The 13,381-nt window shown below is 60.3% G+C and carries 11 protein-coding genes; 8 read left to right on the forward strand and 3 right to left on the reverse strand.

Translation table 11 applies throughout. The annotated features are described in order from the left end of the window. Positions 1-47: 47 nt before the first annotated feature. From uhpC to fbpC, 4 genes are all read left to right on the forward strand, one after another. Positions 48-1,367, forward strand: coding sequence for an MFS transporter family glucose-6-phosphate receptor UhpC (uhpC, locus tag JLG71_RS22050; protein WP_224225971.1), 1,320 nt, complete (start codon positions 48-50; stop codon positions 1,365-1,367). After that, positions 1,367-2,398: an ABC transporter substrate-binding protein gene (locus tag JLG71_RS22055; RefSeq protein WP_025107206.1), complete on the forward strand. Its 1,032-nt coding sequence runs from the start codon at positions 1,367-1,369 to the stop codon at positions 2,396-2,398. Before uhpC ends, JLG71_RS22055 begins: the two co-directional genes overlap by 1 nt. Before the next feature lie 69 nt (positions 2,399-2,467). Next, positions 2,468-4,546, forward strand: coding sequence for an ABC transporter permease (locus JLG71_RS22060; protein ID WP_085522053.1), 2,079 nt, complete (start codon positions 2,468-2,470; stop codon positions 4,544-4,546). Between the two features lie 11 nt (positions 4,547-4,557). Continuing rightward, complete coding sequence (gene fbpC / locus JLG71_RS22065; protein ID WP_064379731.1) at positions 4,558-5,604, forward strand: ferric ABC transporter ATP-binding protein; 1,047 nt, start codon at positions 4,558-4,560, stop codon at positions 5,602-5,604. Positions 5,605-5,693: 89 nt separating this feature from the next. Here the strand turns inward: fbpC and mmuM are convergent, their stop codons facing one another. Together mmuM and mmuP are read right to left on the reverse strand one after the other, a co-directional pair. Then, positions 5,694-6,626: a homocysteine S-methyltransferase gene (gene mmuM, locus JLG71_RS22070; RefSeq protein ID WP_200913818.1), complete on the reverse strand. Its 933-nt coding sequence runs from the start codon at positions 6,624-6,626 to the stop codon at positions 5,694-5,696. Continuing rightward, positions 6,613-8,019 (reverse strand): S-methylmethionine permease, encoded by a 1,407-nt coding sequence (gene mmuP / locus JLG71_RS22075; RefSeq protein WP_200913819.1) that lies wholly within the window; start codon positions 8,017-8,019, stop codon positions 6,613-6,615. Before mmuP ends, mmuM begins: the two co-directional genes overlap by 14 nt. A gap of 290 nt (positions 8,020-8,309) precedes the next feature. Here mmuP and eat point away from each other — a divergent pair, with 290 nt between their 5' ends. The 3 genes from eat to eutC are packed head-to-tail and all read left to right on the forward strand — an operon-like array spanning position 8,310 to position 11,862. Beyond that, positions 8,310-9,689 (forward strand): ethanolamine permease, encoded by a 1,380-nt coding sequence (gene eat, locus JLG71_RS22080; protein WP_200913820.1) that lies wholly within the window; start codon positions 8,310-8,312, stop codon positions 9,687-9,689. An 11-nt stretch (positions 9,690-9,700) separates the two neighbouring features. Then, positions 9,701-11,089, forward strand: coding sequence for an ethanolamine ammonia-lyase subunit EutB (locus JLG71_RS22085; protein ID WP_049083019.1), 1,389 nt, complete (start codon positions 9,701-9,703; stop codon positions 11,087-11,089). Then, the gene (eutC, locus tag JLG71_RS22090) at positions 11,086-11,862 is read left to right on the forward strand and encodes an ethanolamine ammonia-lyase subunit EutC (protein WP_049079344.1); all 777 of its coding nucleotides are present in this window, start codon (positions 11,086-11,088) and stop codon (positions 11,860-11,862) included. The genes JLG71_RS22085 and eutC overlap by 4 nt, the downstream gene beginning before the upstream one ends. Positions 11,863-12,122: 260 nt before the next feature. On the opposite strand, the gene JLG71_RS22095 is transcribed toward eutC, so the two are convergent. Then, on the reverse strand, positions 12,123-12,266 hold the full coding sequence (locus tag JLG71_RS22095; protein WP_162557331.1) for a hypothetical protein: 144 nt from the start codon (positions 12,264-12,266) through the stop codon (positions 12,123-12,125). Here JLG71_RS22095 and JLG71_RS22100 point away from each other — a divergent pair. Further along, entirely contained in the window at positions 12,259-13,365 is a 1,107-nt protein-coding gene (locus tag JLG71_RS22100; RefSeq protein WP_024359092.1) for an ABC transporter substrate-binding protein, read from the forward strand. The genes JLG71_RS22095 and JLG71_RS22100 overlap by 8 nt on opposite strands. Positions 13,366-13,381: the final 16 nt, after the last annotated feature.

Consider the following 13,381-nt stretch of genomic DNA (forward strand, 5'->3'; position numbering starts at 1 on the left):
TTAGTCACTCCGGACTTTCTCTCATCCCCTTTCGATTTCACTTTCATATAGTCAGCAAAACGGAGACGGCTATGCGCTCAGCAACCGACATTAATCAACGTTACAGGACGCTGCGTCCGCAGCTGCTGATGTACATGGTCATCGGGTATGCGGCGTTTTACCTGACGCGCAAAAGCGTCAACTACGTTCTGCCGGCGCTGCAAACGGATCTGGGCCTGGATAAAGGCGATATTGGCCTGCTGGGGTCGCTGTTTTACCTGACCTACGGCCTGTCGAAGTTTACCGCCGGGCTGTGGCACGACAGCCACGGGCAGCGCTGGTTTATGGGCGCGGGCCTGTTCGCCACCGGTCTGCTGAACGTGGTGTTCGCCTTCGGCGAGTCGCTGACGCTGCTGCTGGCGGTCTGGACGCTGAACGGATTTTTTCAGGGCTGGGGCTGGCCTCCCTGCGCCCGCCTGCTAACCCACTGGTACTCGCGCAACGAACGCGGCTTCTGGTGGGGCTGCTGGAATATGTCGATCAACATCGGCGGGGCTATTATCCCGCTGATTAGCGCCTTTGCCGCCCACTGGTGGGGCTGGCAGGCGGCGATGCTGGCGCCGGGGACGATCAGCATGGCATCAGGCATCTGGTTAACGCTGCACCTGAAAGGAACGCCCCGCGAAGAGGGATTGCCGTCGGTGGGCGCCTGGCGTAACGACCCGCTGGAGCTGCGCCAGGAGCGGCAAAGCCCGCCGATGGGGCTGTGGCAGATGCTGCGCACCACGATGCTGAAGAACCCGATGATCTGGCTGCTGGGCGTCTCTTATGTGCTGGTCTACCTGATCCGCATCGCGCTCAACGACTGGGGCAACATCTGGCTGACGGAGAGCCACGGCGTCAATCTACTCAGCGCCAACGCCACGGTGATGCTGTTTGAAGCGGGCGGCCTGCTCGGCGCGCTGTTCGCCGGATGGGGCTCGGATCTGCTGTTCAGCGGCCAGCGGGCGCCGATGATTTTACTGTTCACGCTGGGGCTGATGGTCTCCGTCGCCGCGCTCTGGCTGGCGCCGGTACACCACTACGCGCTGCTGGCGGTTTGTTTCTTTACGGTGGGCTTCTTCGTTTTTGGCCCGCAAATGCTGATTGGCCTCGCGGCGGTGGAGTGCGGACACAAAGCGGCGGCCGGTTCCATCAGCGGATTTCTCGGCCTGTTCGCCTATCTGGGGGCAGCGCTGGCGGGCTGGCCTCTGTCGCTGGTCATTGAACGCTACGGCTGGTCGGGGATGTTCAGTTTACTCTCGGTCGCCGCAGTTCTGATGGGTTTATTGCTGATGCCGCTGCTGATGGCGAGCATTACTACCTCTGCTGCTCAAAGGATAAAATAATGAAAAAAACGCTGGTCACTACCCTGATTGCTTCCGGCATTGCGCTGGCGACGTTAAGCGGCGCGGCGCACGCCAAAGGTCGTCTGGTGGTCTATTGCAGCGCCACCAACGAAATGTGTGAGGCGGAAACTAAAGCCTTCGGCGAAAAATATGACGTAAAAACCTCGTTTATTCGCAACGGCTCCGGCAGCACGCTGGCGAAGGTCGATGCCGAGAAGAAAAACCCGCAGGCGGATGTCTGGTACGGCGGCACCCTCGACCCGCAGTCCCAGGCCGGCGAAATGGGCCTGCTGCAGCCCTATAAATCGCCGAATCTTACGCAGGTGATGGAGCAGTTCCGCGATCCGGCGAAGCTGAAAGGCAACTACTCCTCGGCGGTGTACGTCGGCATTCTCGGCTTCGGCGTGAACACCCAGCGCCTGAAAGAGAAAAACCTGCCGGTGCCAAAATGCTGGAAGGATCTGACCAAACCGGAATACAAAGGCGAAATCCAGATTGCCGACCCGCAGAGCTCCGGCACCGCCTACACCGCGCTGGCGACCTTCGCCCAGCTGTGGGGAGACGATCAGGCTTTCGATTATCTTAAACAGCTCAACGCTAACGTCTCCCAGTACACGAAGTCCGGTATCGCCCCGGCGCGCAACGCCGCCCGCGGTGAAACGGCCATCGGCATCGGCTTCCTGCACGACTATTCGCTGGAAAAAGAACAGGGCGCGCCGCTGGAGCTGATCTCGCCGTGCGAAGGCACCGGCTACGAAATTGGCGGCGTGAGCATTCTGAAGGGCGCGCGCAACCTCGACAACGCCAAACTGTTCGTCGACTGGGTGCTGTCGAAAGAGGCCCAGGAGCTGGCGTGGAAGAAAGGCAAGTCCTATCAGATCCTGACCAACACCAGCGCCGAAACTTCGCCGAACTCGCTGAAGCTCGACGACCTGAAGCTTATCAACTACGACATGGATAAATACGGCTCAACGGACGTGCGTAAAGCGCTCATCAATAAATGGGTTAGCGAAGTGAAGATGGGTAAATAAGCCCGCACTGCGTTCATTTGCCGGGTGGCGGCATCCACGCCCTACCCGGCCTACGACACCGGAAAACTTATGTCACACACACTTGCACTCCATCCCGTGAAAAAGCGGGATGCGATATTCCTTTGGGTTTTATTCGGCTGGCTGGCGTTCGCCCTGCTGCCGAGCTGGAGCCTGGATTACGGTCTGCTGGAGTCCACGCGCGATGAAATTCTCGCGGCCTACGGCTGGTCACAGTTCAATATCAGCTGGCTGTGGTATCTCCTGCCGAGCCTGCTGCTGATTCGTCCATGGCAGGAAGCCAGCCGGGAGCAGCGCAGCCGCCACTACCTCGACGCCGGCTGGGCGCTCCTCTGTATGGCGTTTATCGTCGTCAGCGCCACCGTGGAAGGCCGCGGGTTAGGCTACGCCACCCTCGTGCTGTTTGTCGCGCTGGGCGCCATCATGACCCTGGCGCTCACCCGCCTGGAATGGCTGGGCGGCGACCGCTTTGTGATTGGTTCGCTGGTCACCATCGTGGCGTTAATCGGCGTCTTTATCGTCTGGCCGAGCATCGCCATTTTCATCCCGATGTTCACCAACGACGCCGGCGAGTTTGCCCCGCTGGCGTTTATGGCCGTGCTGTCGCAGGCGCATATTGTCCAGGTGATCCTCAACTCCATCGCCCTGTCGATTGCGGTAGGCATCGGCTGCACCTTCTTTGGCCTGGTGCTGGCGATTTACACCACCCGCATCGCAAAGCGCAGCGCGATTATTGGCCGCATTTTCTCGATTCTGCCGATCGTCACCCCGCCGTTTGTCGTCGGCCTCGGCGTTACCCTGATGATGGGCCGTTCCGGCTACGTCACCGAGCTGATGGTCGACTGGTTCGGCTTAACCAACACCAACTGGCTGTACGGGTTTACCGGCATCTGGCTGGCGCAGGTGCTGGCGTTCACTCCGATGGCGTTTATGATCCTCGACGGCGCGATTAAAACCATTCATCCGTCGCTGGAGGAGGCGTCGTACACCCTGCGCGCCAGCCGCTGGCAAACCTTTAACGGCGTCTTCGTCCCGCTGCTGAAACCGGCGCTGGCGAACGCGTTTTTAATTGTCATCGTCCAGTCGCTGGCCGACTTCAGCAACCCGCTGGTGCTCGGCGGCAACTTCGACGTGCTGGCGACGCAAATCTACTTCTATATCACCGGTTCGCAGCTCGATTATCAGGCCGCCAGTACCCTGGGCGCGTTCCTGCTGCTGTTCTCGCTGCTGGTGTTCTGCATTCAGTATATGTGGATCGGCAAGCGCTCGTACGTCACGGTTTCCGGTAAGTCCTATCGCGGCGACGTGCAGCCGCTGCCGGTGACCCTGGTGTGGAGCGTGATCGCCATTCTGGCGGTGTGGATCGCCTTCAACGCCCTGCTCTACGGCAGCATTTTCTACGGCAGCTTTACCGTTAACTGGGGCGTGGACTACACCCTGACGCTGGATAACTTTATCAAGCTGTTCGGCCAGGGGATGAGCGACGGCGCCTGGCCTTCGCTGCTCGATACCCTGCTCTACGCCGGGATCGCCGCGCCGATCACCGCCGCCTTCGGCCTGCTGATCGCCTGGATCGTGGTGCGTCAGCAGTTTAAAGGCAAAAAGACCATCGAGTTCACCACCATGCTGTGCTTCGCGGTACCGGGCACCGTGGCGGGCGTCTCCTATATTCTCGCCTTTAACAGCGCGCCGGTGTACCTCACCGGAACGGCGGCGATTGTGATTATCTCGATGGTGATGCGTAACGTGCCGGTGGGCATCCGGGCGGGCATTGCCGGTTTAGGCCAGATCGACAAATCGCTGGACGAAGCGTCGCTCAGCCTGCGCGCGGGTTCCCTGCGCACCATTACGCATATCCTGCTGCCGCTGCTGCGCCCGGCGATCCTCTCGGCGCTGATCTACAGCTTTGTGCGCGCCATTACCACCGTCAGCGCCATTGTGTTCCTCGTGACGCCGGACACCCGCGTCGCTACCGCCTATATCCTCAACCGGGTGGAAGACGGCGAATACGGCGTGGCGATCGCCTACGGATCGATTCTGATCGTAGTGATGCTGGCGATTATTTTTATCTTTGACTGGCTGATCGGGGAAGCGCGTATCTCCCGGTCAAAAGCCAAAAACCAGGCGTAATGGAGCGCACTATGAGTCAGAAAAATTTTGTTGAACTGCGCAACGTCACCAAGCGATTCGGCAGCAACACGGTTATCGACAATATCAATCTCACCATCCCGCAGGGGCAAATGGTGACCCTGCTCGGCCCTTCCGGCTGCGGTAAGACCACCATTCTGCGCCTGGTCGCCGGGCTGGAAAAACCGAGCGAAGGGCAGATTTTCATCGATGGCGAAGACGTGACCCATCGCTCCATTCAGCAGCGCGACATCTGTATGGTGTTTCAGTCTTACGCCCTGTTTCCGCATATGTCGCTGGGGGACAACGTCGGCTACGGTCTGAAGATGCTCGGCGCGTCGCGCAGCGATGTGAAAGCGCGGGTGAAGGAGGCGCTGGCGATGGTGGATCTGGAGGGCTTCGAAGACCGCTATGTTGATCAGATCTCCGGCGGCCAGCAGCAGCGCGTAGCGCTGGCGCGCGCCCTGATCCTCAAGCCAAAGGTGCTGCTGTTTGATGAGCCGTTAAGTAACCTCGACGCCAACCTGCGGCGCAGCATGCGCGATAAGATCCGCGAACTGCAAAAGCAGTTTGATATCACCTCGCTGTACGTGACCCACGATCAGAGTGAAGCCTTTGCGGTTTCCGATACCGTGCTGGTGATGAATAAGGGGCATATCATGCAGATCGGCTCGCCGCAGGATCTTTACCGCCAGCCCGCGTCGCGCTTTATGGCGAGCTTTATGGGCGATGCCAACCTGTTCCCGGCCGCCTTCAGCGAGGGATTCGTCGATATTTATGGCTATCGGCTGCCGAGGCCGCTGCATTTTGCCGCCCACGGCGAGGGCAGCGTCGGCGTCCGCCCGGAGGCGATCACCCTGAGCGATCGCGGCGAGGAGAGCCAGCGCTGCACGATCCGTCACGTGGCCTATATGGGGCCGCAGTACGAGGTGACGGTGGAGTGGCACGGGCAGGAAATTTTGCTGCAGGTGAACGCGACGCGACTGCAGCCGGACGTCGGCGAGCATTACTATCTCGAAATCCACCCGTACGGGATGTTTGTGTTAGCGGATGCCGGATGATTGATGCCGGGTAGCGCTTACGCTTACCCGGCCTACGATTCGTGCACGTTGTCGGCCGGGTAAGGCATCAGCCGCCACCCGGCGCAAACTCAACGCCGGGCGTTCAGTTCGGCAATATCCTTCGGCGTCGTGCGGCAGCAGCCGCCAATCAGCTTCGCCCCCGCCGCCAGCCACTGGGGTAAATATTCCGCCAGCGTTGCACAGGCTTCGCCGTGGTGATGCCAGGTCTTGGATACCGGGTCATAGTGCTCACCGGAATTAGGATAAACCACCAGCGGCAGCGCCGTCAGGCTATGCAGATGCGCCAGCGCGGCGGTGGTGTTCTCCAGCGCGATACAGTTAATGCCCAGCGCCACCACCTGCGGATAGTTTGCCAGCACCCCAACCACTTCCCGCAGCGGCGTGCCGTCGCTGAGATGCTGCGCATCACGCAGGGTAAACGAGAACCACGCCCGCGCGCGCGGATAGGCGATCAGCAGCTCCGCCAGCGCCTTCATCTCGGCGAAATTCGGCATCGTTTCGCAGGCCAGCAGATCGGCCCCGGCGTCGAGCAGCGCTTCCACGCGCGGACTATGAAACGCCTGAAATTCCTCACGGCTGCGGACATAATCGCCGCGATACTCCGAACCGTCCGCCAGGAAGGCGCCGTACGGCCCGACCGAACCGGCAACCAGCAGCGCGCCCGCCTGCGGGTTTTCCGCCAGATACGCCTCCCGCGCCTTGCGGGCCAGCTCAACGCTTTTGCCGATCAGCGCTTTCGACTGCGCTTCATCGAGGCCACGGGCGGCAAAGCCCGCCGGCGTCGCCTGATAGCTGGCGGTGATCGCCACCTGCGCGCCGGCGCGGAAATAGTCGAGGTGAACTTCGCGGATAAGCTCCGGGTTGTCGACCAGCACTTTCGCCGACCACAGGCTGTCGGCAAGATTGCAGCCGCGCGCTTCCAGCTCCGTCGCCATCGCGCCGTCCAGCAGGATAAAGGGCTTTGCGTCAAGGAGGGCGGTTAACGGATTATTCTGCGACATGTTGAGGCTCCTGGGTGAGTTTCCGTGAACGAGTCAGATAATACGCACCATAACACAGTGCCACGAACGGGATCCCGCACCACAGCGCAATCCTCTGACTCGGGTCAAACGCCAGACCCACGCAGGCCACCAGGCAAAGCGCAAATCCCAGCGCCGGCACCAGCGGATACCACGGCGCGCGGTAGTGCAGTTCGCTTAGCGCCTTCCCCTGCTGCAGATGGCGGCGGCGGAACATAAAGTGCGAGGCGCAGATGCTCAGCCATACCGCCACCACCGCGAAGCCGGAAATCGCCGACAGCGCGACAAACACCGTATCCGGGGCCACGACGCTGGAGAAGAGCGCCAGCACGCCGCCGAGCATGCTCACCGAAATCGCCGTCAGCGGCACGCCGTTTTTGGTTAATTTAGTAAAACAGGCCGGCAGCGTTTTTTCATTGGAGAGCGACCACAGCATCCGCCCGGAGGCGTAAAGGCCAGAGTTGGCCGCCGACAGAATCGCCGTCAGGATCACAAAGTTAAAGATATCCGCCGCGTAAGGGATCCCCACCTTTTCGAACACCAGCACAAACGGGCTTTTCTCGACTCCCGCCTGCTGCATCGGGATCAGCGCCGCCAGCACGAAGACGGTGCCGATAAAAAAGATAATCAGCCGGGCGATGGTGGTACGAATGGCCACCGGAATGACTTTGTGCGGATTCTCCGTTTCCCCCGCCGCGATGCCGATAAGCTCGGTGCCGGAGAAAGCGAAGTTAACCGCCACCATGGTCATCAGGATCGGCAGACCGCCGTGCGGGAACCAGCCTTCGGCGGTGAGATTGCGCAGCCCCGGCGCCGGGGAGCCATCCTGCATCGGAATGATGCCGAAGATCGCCGCCCCGCCGAGAATAATAAAGGCAATAATGGTGACCACCTTCACCAGCGAGAACCAGAATTCACCTTCGGCAAAGAAGCGGGTGGAGATAACGTTGAGGGCGAAAATCACCGCGCAGAACACCACGCACCAGACCCATACCGGCACCTGCGGGAACCAGTACTGCATGCAGAATCCGGCGGCGGTGAAGCTTGAGCCAAGCGCGACGGTCCAGGTTAGCCAGTAGAGCCAGGCGACGGTGTACCCGGTCGCCGGGCCGAGATAGCGGGCGGCGTAGACGTGAAACGCCCCGGTTTCCGGCATCGCCACCGAGAGTTCGCCCAGACACTGCATCACCAGCCAGACCGCCAGCGCGCCAATCAGATAGGCCAGCAGCGTACCCGCCGCTCCGGTGGTGGAGATGATATAGCCGGTATTAAAAAATAGCCCTGTGCCAATAACGCCACCCAGCGACAGCATAATCAGGTGGCGGGTCTTCATGGTGCGCTTAAGCTGCCCACCTTGTTGTTGTGTTGTTTGCATTTGACCTCATGGGCGTATAGACATCTAAACATCCAGATAAGAGATTCCTTATACCGCGACCACTGCTAAATTGCAAAGCGGCCTGGCGCGATGGCGCAAAAAAGACGCTGGCGCCATCGTGCACCAGTAACGCCACATTTGCGGGCAGCTGCACCACCGCGACTCTTCCGCCAGGCGCGGTCTGCACCTTTTTTGATCCTCGTTGACGTAAACCGCCACGTTTATCGGTGGTATGCCCTGGCATTCTCTTTGCAACCCTCCCGATATCTTTATCTGGCGAGGCAACGAACATGACAGAGCAAACCACAACGCTAAAAAGAACGCTCGGCAGTTTCCGCTTATGGGGGATCGCCGTTGGGCTGGTTATTTCCGGAGAGTATTTTGGCTGGAGCTACGGCTGGTCCCAGGCCGGGACGCTGGGCTTTATGATCGTCGCGCTGGCCATCGCCGCGATGTACTGCGCCTTTATTTTTAGCTTTACCGAGCTGACCACCGCCATTCCGCATGCGGGCGGGCCTTTTGCCTACGCCTACCGCGCCTTTGGCCCGACCGGCGGGTTTATCGCCGGCTTCGCAACCCTGATTGAATTCGTCTTCGCCCCGCCCGCCATCGCCATGGCCATCGGCGCCTATCTTAACGTGCAGTTTCCGGCGCTCGACCCCAAATGGGTGGCCTGCGGCGCCTACATCATCTTTATGACGCTGAATATTCTCGGCGTGGGTATCGCCGCGACCTTTGAGCTGGTGGTGACGTTATTAGCGATTTTCGAACTGCTGGTGTTTATGGGCGTTGTCGCGCCGGGCTTCTCCTGGAGCCACTTTACCGCTAACGGCTGGGCGGGCGCGGAGAGCTTCAGCGGCCTGGCGCTGCCGGGGATGTTTGCCGCCATCCCGTTCGCTATCTGGTTCTTTCTGGCGATTGAAGGCGCATCGATGGCCGCCGAAGAGGCGAAGGATCCGCAGCGCACCATTCCCCGGGCGCTGGGCGGCGGCATCCTGACCCTGACCGTGCTGGCGATTGGCGTGATGATTTTTGCCGGCGGCGTGGGCGACTGGCGAACCCTGGCCAATATTAACGACCCGCTGCCGCAGGCGATGAAAATGGTGGTCGGCAACAGCAGCGGCTGGCTGCATATGCTGGTGTGGCTGGGGCTCTTCGGCCTGGTGGCCTCGTTCCACGGAATTATCATGGGCTACTCGCGGCAGATTTACTCGCTGGCGCGCGCGGGCTATCTCCCCGCCAGCCTGGCGACGCTGAACCGCCGCACCCGCACGCCGCATCTGGCGATCCTCGCCGGGGGCGTGGTGGGCATCGCCGCCATTTTCTCCGATTCGCTGATCACCATTAGCGGGATGCCGCTGACCGCCTGTATCGTCACGATGTCGGTATTTGGCGCTATTGTTATGTATATCACCTCGATGGCGGCGCTGTTTAAACTGCGCCGCAGCGAGCCGAAGCTGATTCGACCGTTCCGCGCACCGCTCTATCCGTGGGCGCCGGCCTTCGCGCTGGCCATGGCGGTACTCTGCCTGGTGACGATGGTCTGGTACAACACCCTGCTGGCGCTGATTTTCGCCGCCATGATGCTCGGCGGCTACCTGTGGTTTCGCAAGACCGCAGCGGCCCGCCAGCGCGCGGCGGTGGATCCGCAGCTGCGTACGGTCTCCTGAGGAGGCGACACATGTATAAAACTACGCTATCGGGCCAGGTATGGCGCTTTGATAGTCTGAAAACCTTGATGGCGAAGGCCTCTCCTGCGCGTTCCGGCGACGCGCTGGCGGGCGTTATCGCCGGCTCCGCCGAAGAGCGGATGGCGGCAAAAATGGCGCTGGCGGAGGTTCCCCTCACGGAGATTCTCGATAATCCGCTGATTCCCTACGAGCAGGATGAGGTGACCCGGCTGATCCTCGATACCCACGACGCCCGGGGCTTCGCGGCGATTAGCCATCTTACGGTCGGCGATTTTCGCGACTGGCTGCTCGACGACGCCACCGATGAAGCGGCGCTGCGCCAGGTCGCCCGCGCGATAACCCCGGAGATGGCCGCCGCGGTCAGCAAGCTGATGCGCAATCAGGATCTGATCCTCGCCGCCAGCAAATGCCGGGTCATCACCCGTTTTCGCAATACCATCGGCCTGCCGGGGCGCCTGAGCGTGCGCCTGCAGCCCAATCACCCGACCGATGATATGAAAGGCATCGCCGCCAGCATGCTCGACGGCCTGCTGTACGGCGCCGGGGACGCGGTGATCGGCATCAATCCGGCCAGCGACAGCCTGCCGGTGCTGGCGCAGCTGAACCATATGCTTGACGATATTATTCAGCGCTTCGCCATCCCCACCCAGTCGTGCATTTTGACCCACGTCACCAACACCCTGCAGCTGATTGAGCGCGGCGCGCCGGTGGATCTGGTGTTCCAGTCGGTGGCCGGTACCGAAGCCGCCAACAGCGGTTTCGGCATTAATCTGGCGCTGCTGCAGGAAGCGCGGGAAGCGGCGCTTAGCCTGAACCGCGGCACGCTGGGCAACAACGTGATGTATTTTGAAACCGGCCAGGGCAGCTGTCTTTCCGCCAACGCCCACCACGGCGTTGATCAGCAGACCTGCGAAGCCCGGGCCTATGCCGTCGCCCGCCATTTTGAGCCGCTGCTGGTCAATACGGTGGTGGGCTTTATCGGCCCGGAGTATCTGTACGATGGTAAGCAGATTATCCGCGCCGGGCTGGAAGATCACTTCTGCGGCAAGCTGATGGGGCTGCCCATCGGCTGCGACGTTTGCTACACCAATCACGCCGAAGCGGATCAGGACGATATGGATACCCTGCTGACGCTGCTCTGCGCGGCCGGGCTGACCTTTTTGATCGGCGTTCCGGGGGCTGACGATATTATGCTCAACTACCAAAGCACCTCGTTCCACGATGCCCTTTACGCCCGCCGACTGCTGGGTTTACAGCATGCGCCTGAGTTCGCCGACTGGCTGACGAAGATGCAAATTATTGACCGTCACGGCGCGCTGCGTCTGACCGATGCCCGCCATCCGCTGCTTTCCGTCCTGCCGCAAGGAGAACCGGTATGAATCCTCCCGACGCCTGGAATCCGCTGCGTGAGTTTACCGATGCGCGGATTGCGCTGGGGCGCAGCGGCGCCAGCCTGCCGACCCGCGAAGTGCTGAATTTCGGCCTCGCCCACGCCCGGGCGCGCGATGCCATTCACCAGCCTTTCGCCAGCGACCAGTTAGTCCAGCCGCTGGCGGAGCTGGGGCTGTCGACGCTGACCGTCCGCAGCGCCGCCAGCGATCGCCATGTCTATCTGAATCGCCCGGATCTGGGGCGACAGCTGAACGAAGAGAGCCGCGCCGACCTCGCCGCCAGCGGCGCGCGCCCCGCCGACCTACTGCTGGTGATTGGCGACGGGCTGTCGTCATACGCCGTGCAGCGCCAGGCGGTGCCGCTGATTCGCGCCCTGCTGCCCTATCTGAAACCCCTCGGCCTGAGCCTGGCCCCGGTGGTGCTGGCGCACCAGTCGCGGGTCGCGCTGGGCGATGATATAGGCGAAACGCTGAAGGCCAGAGCGGTGGCGATATTGATTGGCGAAAGGCCCGGGCTCTCCTCGCCGGACAGCCTCGGGGTGTATTTAACCTGGCAGCCGCATCGTCAGCGGCTGGAGTCGGAGCGCAACTGTATTTCTAATATCCGTCCGGAAGGACTGAGCTTTGATGCCGCCGCATTTAAACTGGCCTGGCTACTCGAGCAGGCCTTTTTGCGGCGGCTTACCGGAGTGCGCCTGAAAGACGAAAGCGATAATCCGGCGCTGCATGGAAAAATAAAACCTTTGAGCCAGTTAAAATAATAAGTCACGCAGGCAGCAGAATAGATTTTTAATATTATCGGGCGCACCTGAATATTATATTCAGGTGCGCGCTAAAATTGCGGGTTTTCCAGGCCGGGCAAGGCGTCAGCCGCCACCTGGCAAAATGCGTTAACCGTACCAAAAACAGTATTTTCATCAGCCTTATGCCCTCTCCTGGAGGTAATAAGAATATTGCATGAGTAAAAACGAAACGGACGTTGTAAGGTAAATCCGCATACCAAATATATCTCGTTATCTATTCAACATAACAGCCAATAATTCGCCGGATACGCTGGCGAATTATGTCTCAATGTTATGCAGTCATTGATGGTTAAAGATAAATAATCGACCGACGGTGAGGTAACAATGAACAAGTTTTCCGGGAAAGCGTCTTTAATGGCCACGCTGGTTGCCGCGTGGGTCGGTGCCAGCAGCGCGCAGGCGGCTGAAATTAAAATCGGCGTGGTCTTACCGCTGAGCGGCGCGCTGAGCGGCTACGGTCAGCCTTCGCAAAAAGGGCTGGATATTATCCAGAGCATTACGCCGACGTTAAAAAACGGCGACACCGTGAAGCTTATCGTGATCGACGATAAGAGCGATAAGGTCGAAGCCGCTAACGCCATGCAGCGCCTGGTTTCCAGCGATAAAGTCGATGCGGTGATCGGCGAAGTCACCTCCTCCAATACCCTGGCGATGACCAAAATCGCCGACGACAGCAAAACGCCGCTGGTCTCCTCAACCGCGACCAACGACCGCGTTACCCGCAACCACCCATACGTCAGCCGGGTCTGCTTCTCCGACAGCTTCCAGGGCGTGGTCGGCGCTAACCTCGCCTCGCGCGATCTGAAAGCCAAAACCGCCGCCATCGTCTTCGACAGCAGCAACGACTACTCCGTCGGCCTGGCGAAGGCCTTTCGCACGCAGTTCCTGAAAAACGGCGGCACCATTCCTATCGAAGTTCAGGCTCCCGGCGGCAGCAAAGACTTTAAGGCCCAGCTGGCCAGCGTGAAGGCGAAGAACGTCGACATGATCTATATGCCGATCTACTACACCGAAGGGGCGCTGATCGCCGTACAGGCGAAGCAGCTGGGGCTGAGCAAGCCGGTGGTCGGCGGCGACGGGCTGGCGGCGGATCAGGTCTTTTTTGACGTCGGCAAAGACGCGGTCAACGGCTATATGACCACCGACTACTACTCGCCGAACGCCAAAGAGCAAACGCCGGCGGGCGAGGTGTTTATCAAAGCCTGGGAAGCCAAATACCAGCAGCCGACCCACACCTGGGGCGCGATGGCGGCGGACGCCTATAACGTCATTATCAACGCCATGAACCAGTGCAGCGACCCGCACGACCGGGTTTGCGTTAACGAAAAAATTCGCGCCACTAAGGACTTCCAGGGCGTAACCGGCACGCTGACGTTACAAAACGGCGACGCTATCCGCAGCGCGGTCATCAACGAAGTGAAGGATGGCAAGCTGGCGTTTCGTACCGTGGTTAATCCTTAAGGTTTTATAAGGGATA

Source organism: Klebsiella michiganensis, assembly GCF_015139575.1.
Classification (GTDB): domain Bacteria; phylum Pseudomonadota; class Gammaproteobacteria; order Enterobacterales; family Enterobacteriaceae; genus Klebsiella; species Klebsiella michiganensis.

Coding starts and splice junctions, on each gene's coding strand:
- JLG71_RS22055 (WP_025107206.1), top strand. CDS start 1,367: ATGAAAAAAACGCTGGTCACTACCCTGATTGCTTCCGGCATTGCGCTG.
- JLG71_RS22060 (WP_085522053.1), top strand. CDS start 2,468: ATGTCACACACACTTGCACTCCATCCCGTGAAAAAGCGGGATGCGATA.
- fbpC (WP_064379731.1), top strand. CDS start 4,558: ATGAGTCAGAAAAATTTTGTTGAACTGCGCAACGTCACCAAGCGATTC.
- mmuM (WP_200913818.1), bottom strand. CDS start 6,626: ATGTCGCAGAATAATCCGTTAACCGCCCTCCTTGACGCAAAGCCCTTT.
- mmuP (WP_200913819.1), bottom strand. CDS start 8,019: ATGCAAACAACACAACAACAAGGTGGGCAGCTTAAGCGCACCATGAAG.
- eat (WP_200913820.1), top strand. CDS start 8,310: ATGACAGAGCAAACCACAACGCTAAAAAGAACGCTCGGCAGTTTCCGC.
- JLG71_RS22085 (WP_049083019.1), top strand. CDS start 9,701: ATGTATAAAACTACGCTATCGGGCCAGGTATGGCGCTTTGATAGTCTG.
- eutC (WP_049079344.1), top strand. CDS start 11,086: ATGAATCCTCCCGACGCCTGGAATCCGCTGCGTGAGTTTACCGATGCG.
- JLG71_RS22100 (WP_024359092.1), top strand. CDS start 12,259: ATGGCCACGCTGGTTGCCGCGTGGGTCGGTGCCAGCAGCGCGCAGGCG.